The organism is Algoriphagus yeomjeoni (genome assembly GCF_003259505.1).
Lineage (GTDB): Bacteria > Bacteroidota > Bacteroidia > Cytophagales > Cyclobacteriaceae > Algoriphagus > Algoriphagus yeomjeoni.
Genome location: NZ_QLLK01000007.1, coordinates 162,759 through 185,415, shown reverse-complemented (window position 1 = coordinate 185,415; position 22,657 = coordinate 162,759). Strand labels below are relative to the sequence as shown.

The 22,657-nt window shown below is 41.5% G+C and carries 16 protein-coding genes; 5 read left to right on the top strand and 11 right to left on the bottom strand.

From position 1 onward, the window contains the following. Nucleotides 1–53 precede the first annotated feature (53 nt). From LV83_RS13410 to LV83_RS13360, 10 genes are all read right to left on the bottom strand, one after another. Nucleotides 54–3,491, bottom strand: coding sequence for a ThuA domain-containing protein (locus LV83_RS13410; protein WP_111612054.1), 3,438 nt, complete (start codon nucleotides 3,489–3,491; stop codon nucleotides 54–56). Nucleotides 3,492–3,618: 127 nt separating this feature from the next. Further along, complete coding sequence (galK, locus tag LV83_RS13405) at nucleotides 3,619–4,764, bottom strand: galactokinase (RefSeq protein WP_111612053.1); 1,146 nt, start codon at nucleotides 4,762–4,764, stop codon at nucleotides 3,619–3,621. 4 nt (nucleotides 4,765–4,768) lie between these two features. Further along, nucleotides 4,769–5,791, bottom strand: coding sequence for a LacI family DNA-binding transcriptional regulator (locus tag LV83_RS13400; protein WP_111612052.1), 1,023 nt, complete (start codon nucleotides 5,789–5,791; stop codon nucleotides 4,769–4,771). Nucleotides 5,792–5,861: 70 nt separating this feature from the next. Further along, entirely contained in the window at nucleotides 5,862–6,842 is a 981-nt protein-coding gene (locus LV83_RS13395; protein WP_111612051.1) for a M28 family peptidase, read from the bottom strand. Beyond that, entirely contained in the window at nucleotides 6,832–8,322 is a 1,491-nt protein-coding gene (gene cysS, locus LV83_RS13390; protein WP_111612050.1) for a cysteine--tRNA ligase, read from the bottom strand. Before cysS ends, LV83_RS13395 begins: the two co-directional genes overlap by 11 nt. Nucleotides 8,323–8,629: 307 nt before the next feature. Then, entirely contained in the window at nucleotides 8,630–8,848 is a 219-nt protein-coding gene (locus LV83_RS13380; protein WP_211320483.1) for a type II toxin-antitoxin system HicB family antitoxin, read from the bottom strand. 71 nt (nucleotides 8,849–8,919) lie between these two features. Next, the gene (locus tag LV83_RS13375; RefSeq protein ID WP_111612048.1) at nucleotides 8,920–9,189 is read right to left on the bottom strand and encodes a type II toxin-antitoxin system HicA family toxin; all 270 of its coding nucleotides are present in this window, start codon (nucleotides 9,187–9,189) and stop codon (nucleotides 8,920–8,922) included. A 126-nt stretch (nucleotides 9,190–9,315) separates the two neighbouring features. Continuing rightward, nucleotides 9,316–10,842: a bifunctional phosphoribosylaminoimidazolecarboxamide formyltransferase/IMP cyclohydrolase gene (purH, locus tag LV83_RS13370; RefSeq protein ID WP_111612047.1), complete on the bottom strand. Its 1,527-nt coding sequence runs from the start codon at nucleotides 10,840–10,842 to the stop codon at nucleotides 9,316–9,318. A gap of 135 nt (nucleotides 10,843–10,977) precedes the next feature. Beyond that, on the bottom strand, nucleotides 10,978–12,186 hold the full coding sequence (locus LV83_RS13365) for a glycoside hydrolase family 18 protein (protein ID WP_245947056.1): 1,209 nt from the start codon (nucleotides 12,184–12,186) through the stop codon (nucleotides 10,978–10,980). 155 nt (nucleotides 12,187–12,341) lie between these two features. Further along, complete coding sequence (locus LV83_RS13360; protein WP_111612045.1) at nucleotides 12,342–14,279, bottom strand: tetratricopeptide repeat-containing sensor histidine kinase; 1,938 nt, start codon at nucleotides 14,277–14,279, stop codon at nucleotides 12,342–12,344. A 322-nt stretch (nucleotides 14,280–14,601) separates the two neighbouring features. Between LV83_RS13360 and LV83_RS13355 the strand changes: the two genes are divergently transcribed. From LV83_RS13355 to LV83_RS13345, 3 genes are all read left to right on the top strand, one after another. Then, complete coding sequence (locus tag LV83_RS13355) at nucleotides 14,602–15,291, top strand: head GIN domain-containing protein (protein WP_111612044.1); 690 nt, start codon at nucleotides 14,602–14,604, stop codon at nucleotides 15,289–15,291. A gap of 182 nt (nucleotides 15,292–15,473) precedes the next feature. Then, nucleotides 15,474–17,900 carry an ABC transporter permease gene (locus LV83_RS13350; RefSeq protein ID WP_111612043.1) on the top strand — a complete coding sequence of 809 codons (2,427 nt, stop codon included), beginning with the start codon at nucleotides 15,474–15,476 and terminating at the stop codon, nucleotides 17,898–17,900. Nucleotides 17,901–18,124: 224 nt separating this feature from the next. Continuing rightward, nucleotides 18,125–18,820, top strand: a complete 696-nt coding sequence (locus LV83_RS13345; protein ID WP_111612042.1) for a head GIN domain-containing protein — start codon at nucleotides 18,125–18,127, stop codon at nucleotides 18,818–18,820. Between the two features lie 167 nt (nucleotides 18,821–18,987). Here LV83_RS13345 and LV83_RS13340 read toward each other — a convergent pair whose 3' ends face one another. Next, nucleotides 18,988–19,974 carry a bestrophin family protein gene (locus LV83_RS13340; protein ID WP_111612155.1) on the bottom strand — a complete coding sequence of 329 codons (987 nt, stop codon included), beginning with the start codon at nucleotides 19,972–19,974 and terminating at the stop codon, nucleotides 18,988–18,990. Nucleotides 19,975–20,246: 272 nt separating this feature from the next. On the opposite strand from LV83_RS13340, the gene LV83_RS13335 reads away from it, so the two are divergent. Beyond that, complete coding sequence (locus tag LV83_RS13335; RefSeq protein ID WP_111612041.1) at nucleotides 20,247–21,578, top strand: cytochrome ubiquinol oxidase subunit I; 1,332 nt, start codon at nucleotides 20,247–20,249, stop codon at nucleotides 21,576–21,578. Nucleotides 21,579–21,587: 9 nt separating this feature from the next. Next, on the top strand, nucleotides 21,588–22,607 hold the full coding sequence (locus LV83_RS13330; protein WP_111612040.1) for a cytochrome d ubiquinol oxidase subunit II: 1,020 nt from the start codon (nucleotides 21,588–21,590) through the stop codon (nucleotides 22,605–22,607). Nucleotides 22,608–22,657: the final 50 nt, after the last annotated feature.

Here is a 22,657-nt window from a genome sequence, read left to right as displayed (position 1 = left end):
AAAAAGCCATTCCCGTGAATAGGAATGGCTTTTTTTATGCATTAAGATTGGTATTATTTTGCGTTGAAAGTGAAAGATCGAATTACAAACCTTCCTTCATCGCCAGAGTTTTTTGGTTTAGAAACCAAATACACCTTGTGCATTTTTCCATCTGCACTTCCAGTGAATGGAATAGTCAGCGATCCTTGGTTTGGCGCTCGGCCGGTGGAGGCTGTTGGGCTGAAGGTACCTTCTCCTACTAAATCTCCAGATGGACTGTCTAGCCTGAGTTCAAAATCATAAGTGCCAGTTAGCGGTCCTATTGTAAAGGTGCTCAGGGTGACCGAGCCAACATCAGTCAAATCTACTGTGCTGATAAGAGCTGAGCCATCTTCTTTAGGAACAGTTAGGAAGTTTGCTCCTTCATAACTACTGACAGCATATCCACCCATTAGTTCTTCGGCTTTACCCAAATCTATCGTATTGCTCTTCAGAAATAGGGTAGAAGAACCTGAAAGAGGTTTAATGTTTTCTCCCCCTTGATCAGTATAAGATGCACTCAGCATCAATACTCCTGTTGCTGTTGGCTCTTTGCCTGCGGTAGGGTCCACCGTTCCAGAAGCAGGAAGAGAAGGTGTCGTCACTTGGTCTAAGGAAAGAATGTATGCTACCAATGCATTCAAGTCAGAGTCTTTCATATCCGGATTTGCAGGCATAGCTACTTCACCCCAGACTCCTCCGCCTCCATTTTTGATTTTATTCTTTAGGTAATCGGCATCTCGTTGATTGTATTTTTTAGCCACATCAATGTATGCAGGACCCACAGATGCCTCAGCTTCTTTGTGACAGGTTTTGCATGTCAAGGTGGTGAAGAGTGATTTACCCATCATCGCTTCAGTCATGACTTTGTGCCCCATATCAGATTCTGCCTGATCTAATCCTTCTATATAATCTGCAGATACATACAGCGTACTCATGTCTGAAGCTGCCTCTGGATTATCAGCATCTTTCACGGTTACGCTATAGCCTACTTTTTTTCCAGGGAAATAGAAAGACTGGTTACCTTCTAGAGTGATGGATACTTCTGGAGCAATATTTCCTGAGTAAATGCTTTGGATTCCACTGTTACCCGTCAAACCAGCAGGATCTTTTGCGGTTACTTTTATCTCGTACTCACCTATGGTCCCAAAAGTATGCGTAAGCGTGGGTACATCGGTGGTTTTGGTTTCCCCATTTCCTAAATCCCACACATAGGTCAACGGATCATTTTCAGGATCAGAAGCTTCGGTGGTGAAAGTGACGGTTAGAGGATTCGTTCCTGAGGTTTTGTCAGCGGAAATTTGAGTTACAATAGGAGCTCGGTTTCCTCCATTAAAGTCAATTCTTGAAAGCCCTGAATCTGGATTTTTAGCGAACCAGCCATTTCCATATTCTAGGATATATATCCTTCCGTCAGGCCCCATTTCCATATCGATAATGGAGTTGAATTTGGTGCTAGGCATGAAAGCTTCCATTTTATCATAATCTCCATTTTCCTTCAGGGTTACCGCTTTGATCCATCCTCTGATCCAATCGTAAATAAATACCTTGGAATCATAGTAGTCTGGAAACTTAGTGTCCGCACTGTACATGTCAGCATAGTAAACAGGTCCAGCCATTGCGTTTCGTCCTCCTGTCCCTAACTGTGGAAACTCTTCAGATTCTCCATATGGATACCAAATAAAGGCAGGCGCCAAAGCAGGTAAATTCTTTCTGCCTGTATTATTTACAGATGTATTAATAGGTTCCTTGGGATCAAAAGCAGCTCCTGATTCCCCAGTTACGTAGTCATATTCCCGGTAAGGATAGTTGTTTCCCACGAAGTATGGCCAACCGAAATTACCTGCTTCTCTGGCTTGGTTTACTTCATCATAGCCTCTAGGACCACGTGTTTCGAACATGTCTTCATTGGCATCTGGGCCAACTTCCCCCCAGTATAAGTAGCCGTTTTTCTGATCTATGGAGATTCTGTATGGGTTTCTGTTTCCTTGGACGTAGATCTCAGGTCTGGTTCCTTCAGTTCCAACAGGATATAAGTTTCCTTCTGGAATGTCATAAGAACCATCTTCATTTACTTTGATCCGAAGGATCTTACCTCTCAGGTCATTGGCATCGCCGGAAGATCTTCTCGCATCATATTGCTCAAAACCAGGCCTTTGATCTAAAGGTGCGAAACCATTGTTTTTGAACTCAGAATCAGGCTGATTGAAAGGAGTGGAGTTGTCTCCTAAAGAAAGGTATAAGTTGCCTTCTTTATCAAAAGCTATAGAACCTCCAGTATGACAACAGATATCTCGATCCGAGTGAATATCCATTATTACTACCTCAGAGCTCATGTCCCAGGTATTATTTTTGAAAGTAAATCTGGAAAGTCTATTGATTTCTTCGTCTCCTGAAGGGGAATAGTAAACAAACACATATCCATTTTCAGCATAATTGGGGTCTTTTTGAATTCCCATTAAGCCTTCTTCAGCATTAACTCCCCTTACATCAGTTTTCCAGTAAACGTCAAATTTTGCCACTTCAGTAAGTTCTTCTGTCTCGTGGTTAAAAAACAAAATCTCTCCTCTTCTTTGCGCTACAAGTATATCCAAATTTGGAAGAATGGTCATTTCAGTAGGCTCTGTGAATTCTGCACCTACCAGCGAAGTTTTGGTAAACCTATTTTCCTCTGGTACTCTTTTACTTTTAGCCTTCGAGTAATCCAATTCGGAATTATTGCCAATCGCATACTCAATGCCTGCCAGTACATGCTTTAGGTAAAGTTCTTCTGAATAAGATTCATCTGTATGGCCGCCTCCAGTGTACCAGGCTCTCCCTCCATCATAATCGTGATACCAGGCGATAGGATGCTCACCCATATCCATTCCACCTTTATAAGAGGCTTCATCCAGTGTCAAAAGCACATTGACCTCAGGATTCATGTTTTTATAGCTGTACCATTCGTCAGTTCTTGACCAAGGGCTTGGGAGAAACGAAGTAGAAGAATGACTTTCGTCCACCACGGTGATTTCGCCCGGTTGAACGTTTGGATTTGGATCATTGATACCAGGATGGTCAGCGAAGTTTCCACCAACTAAACGAGCATACCAGCCCCAATCGTATTCTGTATCCGCAGCTGCATGGATACCCACGAAACCTCCTCCTGCCTGAATGTATCGTTCGAAATCGGCTTCTTGGTAGTTATTCAATACATCTCCGGTCGTGCTTAAAAAGATAACGGCTGAATATTGCGCTAAATTTTCTTCAGTGAACATATCCGACTGAGTAGTCGTATCCACCTCAAATTCATTTTCAGCTCCTAGTTTTTGGATAGCTGCGACACCTTGGGGAATAGAGGCATGATAGTAACCTGCGGTTTTGCTAAAGACGAGCACTTTTGGTTTGCCAGAGCGAGAATTACAGCTCCAGAAACCTACGCTCGCTATCATTCCAAGTAGCAGTAAGCTTCTTAGGTTTTTTGGGAAATTCATAGGTTTAATGTTATTAGGATAATAGGCAATTATACTCAATTGAGAGTTACGGCTACAAATTGGCGATTTTTTTGGAAAAACTTTCAGGAAATACCTTCTAAAGACAATAGAAACTGTGAGCGGTAAATTAGCCCAGAATTCTAGCCCCTTCGGAAAGTGCAACTGAAATGAAATCAGCCTCTATACCGAATTTTTCTTGGTAGGCGGTTCGCATTTCAGTTTGGAAACTTTCCAAATTCTCGTTGGAAATCAGGTTGATAGTGCAGCCACCAAAACCGCCACCCATCATTCTAGAACCTAGGACTCCTGCTGACTTCCACGACTGTTCTGCCAAGAAATCCAACTCGGCGCAGCTGACTTCAAAGTCTTTGCTCAGACTCTTGTGAGACTCTTTTAGTAAGCTCCCAAAGGCAGTTAAATCACCTTCATTTAGAGCTTTTGAAGCTAGCTTAACTCGCTCTATTTCGGTGATCACATGCTTTGCTTTGGAAAAAAGCGCGGCAGGTAAGATATCTTTGACTTTTCCCAAATCTTTAGCCGGTATATCTCTTAGTGTGGTTGCGTCTGGGTAAACTGACTGCAGTATTTTCACACTTTCCTCACATGATTCTCTACGTTTGTTATAGGCTGAATCAGCGAGGTTATGTTTCACTTTAGAATTGACTAGTAAAAGGGAATGTGAGCCGAAATTCACAGCAACATCTTTGTGCTGATTGGTACGGCAATCCAAAATTAGTGCATGATTTTCTTTGCCGAAGGCGGATGCATAAGGATCCATGATCCCGCATTTCACACCTGCAAATAAATGCTCTGACTTTTGAGCGTAAAGTACAATTGACTTTTTGGAAATCTCCAAACCAAATAATGCAGAAAGTGCAGTTCCTATAGCGACTGAAAGGGCTGCAGAAGAGGATAGTCCTGAAGCTGGAATATTTCCTCCAAAAACCAAGTCAAACCCTGCCAGTTTATAGCCGGCTTGCTGAAATTGGGATACCATTCCCATGGTGTAATTGGCCCAGTGTCCTTTTTTTGGGGAAAAAGAATTGATGTCAAAAACAAACTCTTCACGGAAATCCTCCGAGAAAATTCTGGATGTGGTAAGATCGTTTTTTTGTATAGCTACCCAGATGCCCTGCTCTACAGCAGCTGGAAAAACAAGACCATCTTGATAGTCTGTATGTTCGCCGATTAAATTGATTCTTCCAGGTGCAAAGGCCAGAATAGGTTTCTTTCCAAAGAGATTCTCAAAGGATTGGGCAATTTTATCTTTCATTAATTTAAAGTGCTTTTGTCGATTGACGGGGTAGCAGGGTGGTTTCTAAAACAATGGAAATAGGATCATCCGAGGCCTGACCTTCCAATTGATCGAGTAAATGGGTGACTGCCAGTTTGCCCATTTCATAGCCAGGCTGAGCCACGGTAGTCAGTGGAGGTTCTATTACTGCTGAAGCGGGGTTGTTGGTAAATCCAGCCAGGGCCATGTCGTCAGGGATTTTAATTCCCATAGGTTTCCAGACGAACATTAAATCCAAAGCGATCGGATCAATCATGCAGAACACTCCATCTGGACGTTGTTTCATAAAGGCGATTTCATTGGCAATTTTCATGTTGCCTTCTGAAGTCAGGTCAGAGATTTTTACCAATTCTGGGTCAGGTGTGATTCCAAACTCCGCCAGTGCATGAAGGTAACCCTCTTTTCTTTTCTTGCTAATGTATAAGTCCTCTGGACCAGATACATACATCACCCGCTTGCAACCCGTTTCTAGCAGGTGTTTGGTTACTTGATAAGCGCCACCTTCGTCATTAAATGTCACACGGGATACAGGAATGTCCTCATTCACCCTGTCAAACAATAGGAAAGGAATTTCTCTATTGTATAGGTCCAGTAGGTGATCGTATTTATTTGTTTCTCTACTCAGGGAGATCAGCAAGCCATCTACTTGCGAGCTAACCAAGGTTCTGATATTTGCTTTTTCAAGCTCTAAAGTCTCGTTTGATTGACAAATCATCACATTATAACCACGCTTGTTGGCATAATCCTGAATGCCTGAAATACAAGAGGCGAAGAAGTGGGAAGTGATCTCAGGGACGATTACACCCAGTGTATTGGTGCGACTGATACGAAGGCTTTGTGCTAGGAGGTTTGGCTGATAGTTCATCTCCTTCGCCATTTCCACGATTCGCTTTTTAGTGTCGGGGTGAAGCTCTGGAGAATCTTTTAGTGCTCTGGAAATAGTCGATACAGAAACGCCTAATTTCTTGGCGATTTCTTTCATCGTAACCTGATGACCTTTCTTCATGGGGCAAAATCATTTAACTATCACTTCAAATCTTCCAGATTGGACGATTCTAAGATGGAAAGATAAGCTTTTACTCTTGGTATACGGTAAATAAAACAGTTTCTCCTACGGCTTGCAAAGTTCTGCGGTCAATGATTTCCATTGTATCACTGTGCTTATGGTGATACTGCGCAAAGCCAAAATCTGGGGAAAACTCGATTATATCGATCATTGGGATTTTAGCAAATTCATTGACAAAAGCATGGTCATCCAAAATCTCAGGAGCGTCTTTATAGATAAAAAAGTCTCCTTGGCCTATCTGGTGGGCATTATCCCATACTTTTTTCAAAATCCCTGAGGCATATTGGCGTGAATAACCTTCTCTGTAGAAACGCGCGCCTTTGGCACCTACCATGTCCACTAAGATTCCGTAATAGGCTGAGTAATTCGGTTTATGCTTGTTTTTGGACCAATGCTGAGAGCCCAAGCACCACCAGAAATCTTGCTCATTATTCCTAGCCTGAGTACCTTCCGGCTCCCCGTCATCTTCCCCATCAAAAAGGATGATGTCAATGCCGACATCTGGCTTTAGATCCTGAGAAGCAATGGTTCGCGCGATTTCCAGTAAAACTCCCACACCGCTAGCACCGTCATTAGCCCCATCTATGGGTTCATCCAATCGTTCGGTGTCTTTGTCCGCGATTCTACGGGTGTCCCAATGCGCGGCAAGAAGTATTCGTTTGGTAGCTTCTGGATTATGTGAAGCAATAATATTGCTCAGGTCCCAAGTCAGGCCATCGTAGGTTTTTGCTTGGAAATCCTGTGTTTCTACCGCAAATCCGTAACTCTCAAATTTACCCAAAAGCCAATTTTTGGTTGCTTCGTGAGGCGCGGTTTCAGGAACACGTGGACCAAATTCCACTTGCTTCTGCACAAATGCATAGGCAGAATCCGGGTTAAAAGTAGGGTAGGGCTTTGCTGGAGCTTGCTCAACTGCCTCAGTTTTTTTCTCTGGACTGCTACAAGCCCAAGCAAGCGCAAGCAAGCCGACCAACCAAAATCTATTCTTCATATGCCCAGTCAATTTTATCTTTCATGTCTTTCACTACAAACCCTAGCGCTTTTAATCCTGCTCTGATCTCGTCCACTTTCCCGTAATCACGGGCGGTTTTAGCCTCAGAATAGAGTTGTAGCAGCAAATTCAGCATTTCATTTTGACTGTCTGATTTCTCTTCGATCAATCCTAAAATATCTGAAATGAAAATGGTGTATGTTTCAATCAGTTTATTGAAAACCTCTTCGCCAAAGACCGAGGACTTCAGCTGTCCGGTGTACATGGAGTTGATTTTCTTCAGCAAATTGAACAAATGCCCAATCGCTTGCGCGGTGTTGAAATCATCGTCCATCGCTCGGTAGGCATTGGTAATGATTTGTTCCACTTGCTTGATTTGCTCTTCATCTTTTTCGTCCTCGCTCACTTCATATTTCAAAAGCTTGGCGATTCGGAGTCCATTTATAAGTTTTTTATAGCCTTTTTGCGCAGCCTGAAGTGCTTCATTGGAAAAATCCAAAGTAGAGCGATAATGTGCCGTCAGAATAAAATAACGGATGGTCATCGGACTGTAAGCCTGATCCAGAAGTTTATGATTTCCGGTAAAAAGCTCCTGCAAGTTGATGAAATTACCCAGCGACTTGCCCATCTTCTGACCATTGATGGTGATCATGTTGTTGTGCATCCAGTATTTGGCAGGATCCTGATGATTGCAAGCATTTCCCTGAGCGATTTCACATTCGTGGTGAGGGAAAAGTAAATCCATTCCGCCTCCGTGTATGTCGAATTGCTTGCCTAGGTATTTGGAACTCATAGCTGTACATTCAAGATGCCAACCCGGAAAACCAATGCCCCAAGGTGAATCCCACTTCATCAGATGCTCAGGGGAGCCATTTTTCCAAAGTGCAAAATCCACAGGGTTTCGCTTTTCATCTTGACCATCCAGCGTACGGCTTCCGCTCAAGAGATTTTCCAAATCACGTCCTGAAAGCTTACCATAATTGCTCGTTTCGTTGTATTTCAAGACATCGAAATAAACAGAACCATTGATTTCGTAAGCCAATCCTTCTTTCAAAATAGCTTCCACCAAAGCAATCTGCTCAGGAATATGACCAGTCGCACGAGGTTCTATGCTAGGTTTCCAAGTATTCAAAAGAGCCATGTCACGGTGGTAGCTGTCTGTATATTGTTGGGCAACTTCCATCGGCTCCAGCTGCTCTAGCTTCGCTTTTTTGGCGATTTTATCCTCGCCCTCATCTGCATCTCCTTGTAAGTGACCTACATCGGTGATGTTTCGAACATAACGAACTCTAAAGCCTAGGTGAGTCAGGTAGCGGTTGACTGTGTCGAAAGTGATAGCAGGTCGACCGTGCCCCAAATGAGCGTCACCATAAACGGTTGGACCGCAGACATACATGCCTACAAATGGCGGATTGATGGGTTGGAACTCCTCTTTCTGACGTGAAAGTGTATTGTATAATTTGAGATTATGCGATTTCATGTTGAGAATCAAGATTCTAGTATCAAGAACCAAGAACAGGGAAAGCCCATAATTGATTCAGCCTGCAAAATAGGGGATTCAGGCGGGGAAATGAAAGGGAATGAAAATAACCTTTCGGTAAGGATACCTATGTTTTTTCAATCAATAAGAATTTGCTCTGAGGCCATAGTGGACCAGCTGATCTCAGCAGCTCAATCAATTCCGTTTTGAGGTTATTATAGAAATTTAAACTGAGACTAATTTTATATACAATTTAAAAAGTGTCTGCCACTTTCCGTTTTTACTTTAGCATAAAAACAGAGTAATTTTAAGCATGCATCAATTTCCCTTTAGGGACAGGGATGGATCTTCCTAAAGATTTTGCTGTTTCAATCCATTCCGCAATGACGATTTCAACATTGGATAATGCCTCTGAGTATGATTCTCCATCGGCCAAGCAACCAGCCAATTCTGGCACTTCTGCAATGAATGCTTGATCTTCTTCACTCCAGTAAATGATTATCTCGTAGCGAGGGTTAATTTTCATTTTTTTCATGTTTGATTTTGAAAGATCATATGATGTAGGTAAGGATAAAATCATGGTTCTAAATGATTTTATTAGTCATTAGCAGCTTCATCATCTAGCCTTAATCTATACTTCAATATAAGATTTCTTACTTGTTTGACCTGATAAGGTTTAGCTTTTCCTCCTTTTTCCTGAATATTGATAATTTCTTCTAAATGAGATTTAGAGAAAATATGGTGACTGCCCTTAATTCTTTCTTCAAACCCAAAAACGAGTAATAACCTTTTAAGATCTTCAAAATCAATGTTTTGATCTGATGTGCCTCTAAGGATTTTCAATAGGATCTTCTCATACTTTCCCATGAATAAATATATAGAAACTTCTGATTTCCAACGCTTTTCACAGTCCTAAAATCTTTCCTGAATAAAAAAAGACCTTCGGAATGTTTACTTCCGAAGGTCTTGAATCTTGATTCTATAATCTAGTAATTAATGCTTAAAATGTCTCACACCCGTCATCACCATAGCGATGCCGTTAGCGTCACAGTAGTCTATGCTCAACTGATCTTTGATCGATCCGCCTGGCTGAACTACTGCGGTGATGCCAGCTTTGCCAGCGATCTCAACACAATCTGGGAAAGGGAAGAATGCATCGGATGCCATCACAGCACCGTTCAGATCAAAGCCAAATGCTTTCGCTTTCTCAATTGCCTGAAGTAAGGCGTCCACACGGGAAGTTTGCCCAACTCCGCTAGAGAATAATTGATTGTCGTTAGAAAGGATGATCGTGTTAGATTTGGTGTGCTTGCAGATTTTGGCTGCGAATACCAACGCATTTTGCTCAGCTTCTGTAGGCGCTTTTTTGGTAGCAACGGTGAAATCAGCCTTTGATTCTGTAGCCAAATCCTTGTCTTGCTCGATCACGCCATTCAATAGCGTTTTGATCATTTTAGTACCAGGAAGATCCATTTTCTGCTTCAGCAAAATTCTATTTTTCTTAGCCATCAAGACCTCCAAAGCCTCTTCCGTGAAGTCAGGAGCGATCAACACTTCGAAAAACAAGGAATGCATTTCTTCAGCGGCATCCTTATCCACGGTTTGATTGGTGATCAAAACACCTCCGAATGCAGAAGTAGTATCCGCGTCAAATGCTTTTTGATATGCCTCTTTTACCGTAGGTGCCAAAGCCACTCCACAGGCGTTGGTATGCTTCAAGATAGCAAAGGCTGTTTCTCCTTTGAATTCTGCGATCAAATTCACCGCCGCATCTACATCGACTAGGTTATTGTAAGAAAGCTCTTTTCCATTCAATTGGTCAAAAAGTGCTTCCATGTCTCCATAGAAGTGGGCGTTTTGATGTGGGTTTTCTCCGTAGCGAAGGGCTTTTGCTTTGGTTTCAGATACTTTCAAAGCAGGGATATTTTCCTCAGCATTGAAGTAATTGAAAATATGAGTGTCGTAATTGGAAGAAACCTGGAATGCTTGTGCAGCAAAATAACGACGGTCGGCTAGGGTAGTAGCTCCATCTTGAGAAGTCAATCTACCTTCCAATTCGGTGTATTGATCCTTGGAAGCGATGATGGTCACGTCTTTGAAGTTCTTGGCGGCAGCACGGATCAATGAAATTCCTCCGATGTCGATTTTCTCGATAATATCTTGCTCAGAAGCTCCAGAGGCTACCGTTTCTTCGAAGGGATACAAATCCACAATGACCAAATCGATCGCCGGAATGTTGTATTCAGCCGCTTGGGCTAAATCGCCTTCATTTTCTCTTCTATAAAGAATCCCTCCAAAAACAGTAGGGTGAAGGGTTTTTACCCTGCCTCCAAAGATAGAAGGATAGCTGGTCAACTCTTCCACTGGGATAACTTCCGCACCTTGTTCCTCGATAAACTTCTGAGTACCACCGGTAGAATAAATGGTGACATCATGTTTTTTCAAAAGGGCGATGATTGGTTCAAGGTTGTCTTTATAAAAGACAGAAATAAGTGCGGATTTTATTTTTTTTGTTGCCATTTGGAAATGGGTTGATTAGAAAACTTAGCAAGCTGCAAAGGTAAGAAAATTGCTTGGAAGGGAGGTAGAAGAAATTTGAATTACAAAATTCGAATTTAGATTTACTCCAAAGGGTAAGGATATGTTAAATGCCTTTTAGTTTGCAGCCTTATAAATGGCATCAAGCAAACTACCTTCATCCTTAGTGTCGTTTCCTAATTCCCAGAACATGATTCCACCTAGACCTTTTTCCATCGTGTACTTGGTTTTTAAAGCCACAGAAACTGTGTCGTCGTAGGATACAAATAGGCTATCAGTCGCATTGTACATATAAGGCGCCTCTGCTTTTTCATCCCAAAAACGCTGAAAGTTGCTGTCTTTTTCATACTTCTCTCGAATCTGGTGATAGGCCATCCAGCCAATGTGTAGCCCACCACTTAATTGGTGTAAACCCTTGTTCACAGGTGGTACACCAGCCCATACACGGCCATAGAATGCTGCACCAATCACAATCTGTTTTGGATCCACTCCTTCTTCAATAAGGAAATCAACGATTTTCTGTGCAGATCTTGGATCTGGATCTTGATTGTTTCCATTTGCGAACAAACTATCGAGATGTGCCTGAAAGGGAGTTCCTTCTATGTCTGCACGTTTTACATCTCCAAGAGGCGTGTGGTGACCTGTATAAATGGACACGCCAGAGACTTGGTCATAAGTCATCACATTGGTGTAATCTGCGTATTTCATCACTTCATCCATATCCACAAAATCGTAGTAGCGCTTCCAGCCTGCTGAAGCGAAAGTCAGTACTTTTGGGGAGTCAAACTCATCCAGCATTTCTCTCAGGCCCTTCATTAATTCTGTGAAATTTGTAGTGTCCTCTGGACGAGCCATTGTGCCAGCACCGGATATTCCAGGGTATTCCCAGTCCATATCCATGCCGTCAAGTTGATATTTACTGATGAATTCAGAAGCACTTTTGATAAATTTTGCTCTGCTTTCCTCCGTCAAAGCCATATCTGAGAAACCGTCTGCTCCCCAACCACCACAGGCGATCATTACTTTTAGATCAGGATTTCGTTCCTTTTGAGCTACTAGCGCTTCAAGCTTAGGTCCAGCGACTTCTTCATTTCGGAATTTCATTTCTCCGCCAATCACATTCGTAAAGGAGTAGATGATATGAGTGAGTTTTTCTACCGGAATTTTTTCTGGTTGATAATCACGCTCCGCTACATAATAGGCCATGATTACTGGATCAGGGGTCAAAAAGGTTACTTGGGGTTCTGTAGTCTGATTGTCAGCGGGCGCAGAGCAACTGAGGATACTAAAAAAGAGAAGTAAGTAGGAGAAGTTAAGGTTTTTCAAAGGAGTAGTGGGTTATGATACTTATTAAATAATTTCGAATAAGTTGAAATTACTTAATTTAAAATATTCACCACTAATTCACAGGTTAAAAGAATAGAAGTTGGCAATAAATTTCATTCAAATTGGAATGATCACATTTATCCACCCTGCATTTCTTAAAATTCTAATCTAAAAGTTGTGCTTTTTCCTAGCTCGCTACTTACAGAAATAGTAGCACCGATGCTATCCGCGAAATCTTTGGATAGCATTAGTCCTATTCCAGTACCTTGTTCTCCATTGGTTCCTGAGGTGGAATATTGTTTGTTGTTAAATAGACTGTCTTGTTGTGACTGATTCATTCCTACACCACTATCGCGAATTATGATTGTTGAAAGATGGTTAGGGGCAATTTCCACACAAATGTCTCCTCCCTGAGGAGTGAATTTGATCGCATTGGATAGAATGTTTCGTAAAATAAAATTCAGTCTATCCCGATCTGTAGTGATGGTGAAGTCTGAAGGGATCTTGTTGTTCAGCTTTAGGTTTTTCTGTTCAAGTTGCTTAGCAAACAAGTTTTTATTTTCCGTGATTAAGTCAGCAAGAGCAATCCCTGAATTTTTCACTTTATCTGAACTCATCTGCGTACGTGTCCAGGTAAGCAGATTTGAAAGGAGATTAGAAGCTGCATTTGCATCTAAGGCAATAGATGAAAGAACAAAGTCCATATCCTTCTTACTGAGGTCGCCTGATTCCCAGAGTTCGAGAGAGGTGCTGAGAGATGAAAATGGCGCACGTAAATCATGTGAAATAATTGAGAATAACTTATCCCGGAAACTATTAGCTTGTTTCAGCTCAAGATTAGTACTGGATAATTGATCAGATTGCTGCTGTATCCGCTGATTTTGAGCTTGTACTTTTGAGTTTATTTCTTTGAGCGCTCTATGGGCTGCATATAGTTTTTGATTGGTGTTCAACTGGTACCAAGCAAGTCCTATTAAGAGAATAGCTACGATGATAAAGGTGAACAGTAGCTCATTTTTCCTTGTGATGGCTAATTCGGATAGTTCCTGATCTTTTATAAGCCTTTGATTCTCGAGTTCTTTTTTCTCGCTTTCATATTGAATTTCCAGTTCAGTCCGGATTTTCTGTCTCGAATCATTGAATATGGAATCATTGCTAGCTTCCTTGACCCGTTGAAATTCGTAGGCTTTTTCGAAATCCTTATTCAAGGCAGAGAGGTGAGCCATCTTGCTCGCGGCTATACTTATCTGGTAATTTGATTTGGTTTGTTGTGCCAGTTCATAGGCCTGAGCGGCGTAATCTAGTGCTTGAGCCAAGGATTTGTTGTCTCGATGGTAATCTGAAAGTGTTCCCAGGGCTGATAATCTCCCTTCGGTATTATTCAATTCTTCGGCAATGTCAAGTGCCTGTGTCAGTAGGCGGATTCCTCTCTGCTTTTCCCCTGATTCATAGTAGAGTTCTCCCAGCTGAAGTAGGGTATTGGTAAGACTGCGTTTATCGTTTAGTTTTTCCTTGATAGCCTTTGATTTCTCCAGATATTCCTTGGTCTTATTGAAGTCTTCGGCTTCTTTGAATGACAGCCACCTATCCAGGTAAAAGCTACCAATGTTATTGTAAAGCAAGCTCATAGCCCGCTCATGATTGATCAATTGGGCCAGTGTTAGGGATTTTTGGTATTGGACAACTGCTTTCTCGGGTTCATGAAGACGGTAATAAATATTTCCAAGATTCATGGTGGATTCGATGATCCCAGTAGTATCCTGTAACGTTTCCCGAATACCAAGTGCTTCCAAATGAGTACTTAAGGAGCTTTCATAATCTGATTGAATCAAATACGATACCCCTACAATATTCATAGCATTAGCTTCTATTATTTTTAAACCTCTTTCTTTTGCTATTGCAATGGCTTCTTTTCCATAAAGTATCGCTGTGTCCTGATCAAAGGTGTAATAGAGTTTACTTAAGTTATACAGACTCGAAGCTTTTAGAGAATCATTATCAGTCGTTTCTATAATCTTTTTCAGACTATCTGTCTGTGATTGTTGGACTGGCAAAACGAAAGGTAAAATCCAAACCAGTAAGTAAGGAATCATAGGTAGGTTTTTGAAAGTAATCTATCCAACAAGGATAAAAGGATGATTGGGTAAAGATGCATCTGCTCGCCTGAAAATCAAATGCCTAAAATTAAATTGCCAACAACATTTTTATTAGTTGAGGGTAGATAGCTGTTTTTCCTATGTTTTTTGATTACAATTTTGAGGATGAAATCTAGATTTTGTTGTCCGCATTCGAACAAAACATCGCTTACTCGGACAGATTGTAATTTGTAAGTGCTGTTCAAACGTGCTTAAAGGCATTGTTTTCCCTTGGCACAATGTCTGAAAAGTAAGTACAGGAAATAAAACCAAATCCATTATGAACTTCTCAAAAATCACTTCCCTAGTCCTCTTTCTATTTTTCTTAGGTTTCTCCGCTCAGGCTCAAACCGAAACCCGAACCCCAGGGAAATTTACAGGAGTAAGTTCCGAAGGCTCATGGGATGTAATAATCACTATTGGTGATATAGATCAAGTCAAGCTAGTGTCCAAAGGATTTGACTTGAGTGAGGTCATCACAGAAGTGGATAATGGAAATCTTGAGATCGAACTCAAAGACGATGACGATGACAATAGAGACTTTACAGTTTATGTAACCATCAAGAAACTAGAAACTTTAGGATTGGCTGGCTCAGGGAATATCATGGTTCGATCTGATGTCTATGCTGATGAGTTCAGCATAGGTCAGGCAGGATCAGGAAATGTCGAATTGGAAATGTTACAGACAAAGAGTTTGAATGTTGGGATGAGTGGAACTGGAGATGTCGTTATTTCCAAAGGAAAAGCTAGTGATGTTAATATTGGTCAAGTAGGCTCTGGCGATTTTAAGGGAATTGACCTGCTTTGTGGAGATATCAAAATAGGTAAAGCTGGCTCCGGAGATATTCATGTTGGCGTAGAAGGAGAGCTAACTGTAGGCTCAGTTGGATCTGGAAACGTGTATTACAGTGGAACCCCGACAGATATTACCAAAGGCAACTTAGGCTCTACTAAGGTGATTAAGAGATAAGTAGCAAGTATCATGACATAAGACTTTAGAACCACTTGTTAAGAGAATATATGACACAAAAGAGATCAATTGTAGGGTGTTTAGTCCTTGAGAAAACGGATAATCAAACTTTACCACCTTACGACTTTTCGACCTTCATGACATAATTTTCCAATCTTACAATTTTCCAATCCCACAAAATCATGCTCAAAAACTACCTAAAAATCCTACTTAGAAATACTAGAAAAAGTCCACTCTACATGTTCATCAACGTGTTTGGGTTGGCAGTGGGAATGGCAGTAAGTATTTTGATATTTTTGTTTGTTCAGCATGAGTTGAGCTACGACAGATTTCACGGAAATGCGGATCGAATCGTACGGGTTTCTCGGGCTTGGTTTAATCCAGACGGAGAAGTAAGCCTTCATCTTGGGCATACTGCACCTCCATTTGCGCCTTTGATCGCTGCCGACTATCCAGACGAGGTGGCATTTGCAGGAAGAATGCTAGAAGGAAATCCGCTGGTGACAGTAGGTGAGAATAAATTTATTGAAGACCATTTTACTTTTGCTGATCCTGAAGTCTTTGATATTTTCAGCATTGACATTCTTGCGGGAGATCCTAAAGCTGGGCTCAAGGAAAATGATGGCTTGATCATCTCCGAGGCCACTTCCAAGAAATATTTTGGATCAGAATCTGCCTTGGGAAAGGAAATGTTGATCAACCTCCAAGGGCAGGAATTCACTTATCAGGTTAGGGGTGTATTTCGGGATTTTCCGGATAATTCTCATTTTCATCCGACCTTTTTCGCTTCCATTTTTCCTGTTGTGATGTTTTATGGTGGGCAGGAAGCTTTCATGAGCAACTTTGGAGGGAATAATTTCTCTTCCTATCTCTTGCTCAACGAAGGGGTAGACAGGGCGAATTTCGAGGCCAAACTTCCCAACTTGATCGACAAATACATGGGTGAAACTCAAGCGGGGACCCCTATGTCGACAGGAACTAAGCTATTCCTCTGGCCAATCACAGACATTCACCTTTATTCTAATTTGGACACAGAGATCGAGGCCAACGGTGACATTGCTTACGTCTACATCTACCTTGCCGTAGCACTTTTTATTTTGCTGATCGCTTGCATCAATTTCATGAATCTTTCTACTGCAAGATCTTCGCTTAGGTCTATGGAAGTTGGGCTTCGCAAAGTAATGGGGGCAGATAAGGGGCGTCTTATCAGACAATTTATGGGTGAATCCTTTATGCTAACATCCATTTCTATGATTTTGGCTGTGATTTTAGTCTATTTGTTTTTACCAACTTTTTCAAATTTTACCGGGAAAGCATTGAGTATGAACTTCGTGGATAATCCGGAATTTCTTCTTGGACTCGTGGGGCTGGTGGTTTTTGTAGGAATCATTTCAGGTAGTTATCCAGCGCTTTTCCTTTCGGGATTTCAGCCTGCGTCAGTCCTAAAAGGAGCCTTTAAGGCAGGGAAAAGTCATGAGCAATTCAGGTCATTTTTGGTGATAGGACAATTTGCTATTTCAGTGGTTTTGATTGTGGCTGTGTTGGTTGTGGTCAATCAGCTCAATTTCATGCAGAGCAAGGATTTGGGTTTTAAGAAAGAGGATATTGTTCTACTTCCTACCAGTCCATCAATTGAGGAAAACTATCAAATCGTAAAGGATCGGCTGGAGAAGTATAGCGGAGTCCAGGCAGTTTCCATTTCGAGTAGAGCACCATCTGGAAGGTTGTTGGACTCACAAGGCGGGACTGCCGAAATTAACGGTGAGATGACTCAACTACAGATTCGAATAGCCGATATACATGTTACTCACAACTTCGTGGATACTTATGGGATACCGATTGTTGCGGGAAGAAATTTTGATCAAAACCTTGCCAGTGACTCTACGGAGGCTTTTATTCTCAATGAAACAGCCATTCGGGAGATTGGTTGGGCTAATCCTGAGGAAGCAATTGGAAAGCAATTTTTGTATGGAGGCAGAAGAGGTTTTGTGACTGGAGTGATGTCGGATTTCCACTTCGAAAGCCTGCATCAGCCGATTGTTCCTATTGTATTCATGGTTAGTTTAGATCGGAATAATTTGGTGAGCCTGAAGATAGACGCTGACAATCGTGAAGAAACTTTGGCCTATTTGAAAGAAGAGTGGGCAGCACTTAGACCTAATTTTCCTTTTGAGCCAAGATTTGTTGACCAAGGATTTAACGAACAGTATGCCGCGGAGCAGCGGGTGAAAACGATTTTCACCTTCTTTTCGGGATTGGCGGTTCTGATTTCAATCTTGGGATTATTGGGCTTGGTCACCTTTGCGACAGCTCAGCGTACACGCGAAATCGGGATCCGAAAAGTGATGGGAGCAGAGACAACAAACATCTTGATACTCTTAGGAAAAGACTTTCTAAAGCTTGTTTTAATAGGGTTTTTGATTGCTATCCCTATTTCCTGGTTTGGAATGTCCAGTTGGCTGGAGGATTTTGCCTACAAGATCGGTATCAGTTGGACCGTGTTTCTCTGGGCAGGGTTAATAGCCGGAGCAATAGCAGCAATCACCGTAATGGCGCAATCATTAAAAGCAGCTTGGGCTGATCCGGTGAAGAGTATTAAGAGTGAGTAGGAAGTATTAAGTATCAAGTACAAAGTATCTAGAGCCAAGAATCAAGAATCAAGAATCAAGAGCAGAGAGCCTAGAATATAGGTTGTAGATGCAACCATTTGAATAGTTGCTGCATCTACTAAATGGGGCTTGGATTTTAGTTCGTTTTCTACTTTCCAACTTTCAACTTTACAACTACATAATTTTACACTATTTCAATTTTCCAATCTTTCAATACAATTACCATGAAAATCTATTCAAAAATCTTCGCATTTGCATTGACCGCTTTGGTGATGGCATCCTGCGTGCAGGCACAATCTACAGAAACGAGAACTCCGGGACATTTTACCAAAGTTCACTCTGGCGGAAGCTGGGAAGTTATTCTAACCGAGGGTGATTCTGAGGAAGTTAGAATCGAAGCTAAAGGTGTTGACCTAAGTAAAGTGAAAACTGAAATCGACGGAGATGTCCTCAGTGTGGGCTTGGTAAAAGGAAATTACAACAATGTCAAATTGAAATTTTTCATCACTTATAAGGAACTTGAAGGAGTAAAATGCTCTGGTTCAGGATCTATGGAGGTTACTTCACCTGTGATGACAGATTCTTTCTACGCGGCACTTTCTGGCTCTGGAGATATTATTTTGGAAAAACTGGAAGCAAAGAAGCTATCCGTAGGTATTTCGGGTTCGGCAGATATAGCCATCAAAAGCGGGTCAGTGGATCAAGCTGAAATCAAGCAATCCGGTTCAGGTGATTTTAATGGAGAGCGCCTCGCAATAGGGGAGCTGGCTGTAGGCAAATCTGGCTCCGGAGACACCCATGTAGGTGACTTGGGCAAATTATCAGTGAGCTCTTCAGGATCTGGAGATGTGACATACACAGGTTCTCCACAGTTGGGAAATATTAGAACATCAGGCTCAAGTAGCATTACAAAAAGATAAAAAGCTTAGATCAAAGCAAAAGTCCCTCAAGCCAAAGTTTGAGGGACTTTTTTTATTCGTTTTTTTTAACCGAAGGGTACGCCGAAATACTTGAAGAGTGCATTATATCTTCCCACTTTTTCACCTTCCACTTTCCAACCTTTTAACTTTCCAACCTCTCAACTTACTTACATCAAAAACCCATTTTCTGACTGATATGGACCTGGGATATTTTCCTCATCCAGCATTTCGAGCAGATCAATTTCTATTGCTCGGGAAATGGAAGAAATAGGAACATCATTGTAGCCTCCTTCGAATGGATTTTCTGAGTAATCACCGATTCTATCTACTACAAAGAATGTCCAAATAATAATAGCAGAAAATGGGATAGTCAACCAATAATGCAATGCGGTGCTTTGGGCGAAAATATCTAGTAAACCAAAGGGAATCAACGCACAAAATATATAAGTAATCCAAAGTCCAGTGGAAGCATATTGTCTAGGAAAAGGAAAATTCTTGATCCGCTCACTCATGCCTTGATGTGTGTAGAAATTCGATATTATCTGATGTATCCAAACTTGCTTATAATCAGAGATAAAGCCTTTTTCCTTCAATTCAGCGATTTCCTTGCTTTGGATTTTTAGCAACTGAGATGGAATGTTTGAATTGTCCCTGATGGTAGTTAGCTCTTCTTCAGAGAGGTATTTTTCGATTTCAGCAAAAATGCCGTCATAATATTCCTTGATGAAACCAGGAATGAAAACCAGTTTTTCTACAGGTAAATTATGCTCCCAAGTTTTTTCCTTCCGCATCACATGTTTCAGAGCAAGAAGCCAAGCGAGGTGCCTGTATATAATTTTCTTTCTTTCCTCTTTGGGCAAATCAGGATTGGGCAGACTGAGAATAGCAGTGGCAAAAGTTCTGCTGTCATTGACTATTGCTCCCCAGATTTTTCTTGCTTCCCAAGTTCGATCGTAGGAGCTGTTATTTTTGAAGCCCAAGAAAAAGGCTACTGCAATACCGATGACTGATATCGGCTGCCAGGGGAGAGAAAATGGTATCGAGGTAATCTCATACAATACGATGACTACGAAAGAATAAAGTACTCCATACATTAATGAATATTTGGACCAGCGAACTGTCATCCAAAAACTGTAATACCGTTTTACGTACATAAAAATATTTTTTTGCAATTAATCTACAGAATAATGTCAAAAATCCATTATTCAGACCACTGATTATGGATAAAAAGTGAAAAATCTACAGAAGCTTATTTCTTATTTTGGTCCCAAATAATTGTATATCTGTGAGGGACTGCTGGGGTTCATCTATAGGTGAATTTTAATTCATCAAACTTGAACTAATCGCCTTATTTCAGCGTCAATTCTATGACTAGTTTTACACTTTCAGTCTATTATTGTTGACTGAATCAAACCAAGTAGTGTGCATGGAAGATCTTTTTGCTGCTCGTTCCCAGATGGCTCTTTCTCTGGGTTTCCATATTATTTTCGCCTGTATTGGCATGGTGATGCCATTCTTCATGGCGACTTCCCATTTTAAATATTTAAAAACAGGAAATTCACTTTACAAGGATCTGACCAAGGCTTGGAGCAAAGGAGTTGCTATTTTCTTTGTGACAGGAGCAGTGTCCGGTACCATGCTTTCCTTTGAACTGGGTTTGCTTTGGCCGGAATTTATGCTTCATGCAGGACCTATTTTCGGAATGCCTTTTTCTTTGGAGGGAACGGCATTTTTTATTGAAGCGATTGCCTTGGGATTCTTTCTTTACGGTTGGGGCAAATTTAAACCTTGGTTTCACTGGTTTACTGGAGTAGTGGTGGGAGTAAGCGGACTCGCATCTGGGATTTTGGTTGTCGCTGCGAACGGTTGGATGAATAGTCCAAGCGGTTTTGATTATGTGGACGGCAAGTTTCTCAATATAGATCCGATCGCTGCCATGTTCAACGATGCTTGGTTTACTCAAGCATTACACATGACATTGGCAGCATTCACAGCCACAGGTTTTGCGGTTGCTGGAATTCACGCCTACATGATTCTGAAGGGTCAGAATCAGGAATTTCACCGTAAAGCTTTTACTATCGCATTAGTCTTTGGAGCTGTTGCGGCCTTGCTTCAGCCTATTTCCGGAGATATTTCTGCTAAGGATATTGCGGTACGTCAGCCTGCGAAATTAGCGGCAATGGAAGCTCATTTTGAAACAAGTAAGTCCGCGCCTTTGATCATCGGAGGGATTCCTGATGAAGAAGCGAAAGAAGTGAATTATGCGATTGAGATTCCCGGAGCCTTAAGTTTCTTGGCCCATGGGGATTTTGATGCGGAAGTGATTGGTTTGGATCAGTTTCCTGAGGAACATCACCCGCCAGTAGCCGTGGTTCATTATGCTTTCCAAATCATGGTGGGGCTGGGGATGATGTTGGTTGGCTTGAGTTTGCTCTATTTTATTTCCCTTTGGAAAAAGAAAAACTGGCAAGTTCAGCGTTGGTTCCTTTGGCTATTTGTAGTGGCGACACCGCTGGGATTTATTGCTTTGGAGGCAGGTTGGACAGTGACTGAAGTGGGACGACAGCCTTGGATCATTTATGAAATCATGCTGACCAAGGATGCCGTAACGCCTATTCCTGGTATCAAATATTCCTTTTTCATATTTACGGCTATTTATGTTTCGCTTGCGGCAATAGTTTCTTTCTTGCTCTATAGACAGATCAAAGCCGTGCCAGCATCTTTGAAAGAGAATTCTAACGTATCGATTGACTATTAAATTGAACTTATGCTTTACGTAGTTATCATTTTTCTCTTTTTATCAATTCTACTCTATGTGATTTTGGGTGGAGCAGATTTTGGTGCTGGGATTTTGGAGATTTTCACACCTGCGTCTTTTCGGGATGAGCTTCGAAATACAACTTACAAGACGATCGGGCCGATTTGGGAGGCCAACCACATGTGGCTGATTATTGCCATTGTGATTCTATTTGTGGGTTTTCCGCCTATTTATACAACTCTTTCGGTACATTTGCATATTCCACTGGCACTGATGCTGATCGGGATCATTGGTCGTGGAACAGCCTTCGTTTTCAGACATTACGATGCATATCAGGATGAAATGCAGAAAGTCTATAATTTCATTTTCACTTATTCCAGCTTTATCACGCCTTTCTTTCTTGGGTTGATTTTCGGAGCTGCAGTTGGCGGGCAGATAGATCCAGAAGCTGATGGATTTTATGAAGCTTACATTCAACCTTGGTTCAATTTATTCAGTGTAGCTGTTGCTATTTTTACCGTGGCTATTTGTGGATTTTTAGCTTCTGTATTCTTGGTTGGCGAGGCCAAAAAGCATGAAGTCAAGAATGTGGTTGTAGGAAAAGCAAAGCTATTTATCCTATTCACAGTGCTGGCAGGCGGATTGGTTTTTGCTGCTTCGATTATTGATGATGTGCCTTTGGTTGGCTTGATTCTTACAGAATGGATTACTTTAGTTACGTTGGTCTTGGCCACTCTGGCAATAGCTTTACTTTGGGTGAAATTAGGAGAGGGAAATACGATTCTCGTTCGCTTTCTAAGTGGGTTTGTGGTCACTGCAATTTTGCTTGCTTTCGGCTATCATTATTTTCCGGACCTTATTATTACCAAATCAGGAGAGAACCTGTCTGTTTTTAATTCCGCGGCTATTGGCAAACCAATTGATACCTTGGCCTGGGCACTTCTGATTGGGAGCTTGTTTATTTTGCCTTCGCTTTTTTATCTTTTGTATAGTTTTCAGGGGAATAAGGAAGTTGAAGAGATTGTTTGAGTAAGAAGCATCAAGTAGCAAAAGTTCTAGAACAAAGGACCAAGATTCAA

Bases quoted from the DNA above. Each gene is read 5' to 3' on its own strand.
- LV83_RS13410 (WP_111612054.1), bottom strand. From the start codon at position 3,491: ATGAATTTCCCAAAAAACCTAAGAAGCTTACTGCTACTTGGAATGATA.
- galK (WP_111612053.1), bottom strand. From the start codon at position 4,764: ATGAAAGATAAAATTGCCCAATCCTTTGAGAATCTCTTTGGAAAGAAA.
- LV83_RS13400 (WP_111612052.1), bottom strand. From the start codon at position 5,791: ATGAAGAAAGGTCATCAGGTTACGATGAAAGAAATCGCCAAGAAATTA.
- LV83_RS13395 (WP_111612051.1), bottom strand. From the start codon at position 6,842: ATGAAGAATAGATTTTGGTTGGTCGGCTTGCTTGCGCTTGCTTGGGCT.
- cysS (WP_111612050.1), bottom strand. From the start codon at position 8,322: ATGAAATCGCATAATCTCAAATTATACAATACACTTTCACGTCAGAAA.
- LV83_RS13380 (WP_211320483.1), bottom strand. From the start codon at position 8,848: ATGAAAATTAACCCTCGCTACGAGATAATCATTTACTGGAGTGAAGAA.
- LV83_RS13375 (WP_111612048.1), bottom strand. From the start codon at position 9,189: ATGGGAAAGTATGAGAAGATCCTATTGAAAATCCTTAGAGGCACATCA.
- purH (WP_111612047.1), bottom strand. From the start codon at position 10,842: ATGGCAACAAAAAAAATAAAATCCGCACTTATTTCTGTCTTTTATAAA.
- LV83_RS13360 (WP_111612045.1), bottom strand. From the start codon at position 14,279: ATGATTCCTTACTTACTGGTTTGGATTTTACCTTTCGTTTTGCCAGTC.
- LV83_RS13355 (WP_111612044.1), top strand. From the start codon at position 14,602: ATGAACTTCTCAAAAATCACTTCCCTAGTCCTCTTTCTATTTTTCTTA.
- LV83_RS13350 (WP_111612043.1), top strand. From the start codon at position 15,474: ATGCTCAAAAACTACCTAAAAATCCTACTTAGAAATACTAGAAAAAGT.
- LV83_RS13345 (WP_111612042.1), top strand. From the start codon at position 18,125: ATGAAAATCTATTCAAAAATCTTCGCATTTGCATTGACCGCTTTGGTG.
- LV83_RS13340 (WP_111612155.1), bottom strand. From the start codon at position 19,974: ATGTACGTAAAACGGTATTACAGTTTTTGGATGACAGTTCGCTGGTCC.
- LV83_RS13335 (WP_111612041.1), top strand. From the start codon at position 20,247: ATGGAAGATCTTTTTGCTGCTCGTTCCCAGATGGCTCTTTCTCTGGGT.
- LV83_RS13330 (WP_111612040.1), top strand. From the start codon at position 21,588: ATGCTTTACGTAGTTATCATTTTTCTCTTTTTATCAATTCTACTCTAT.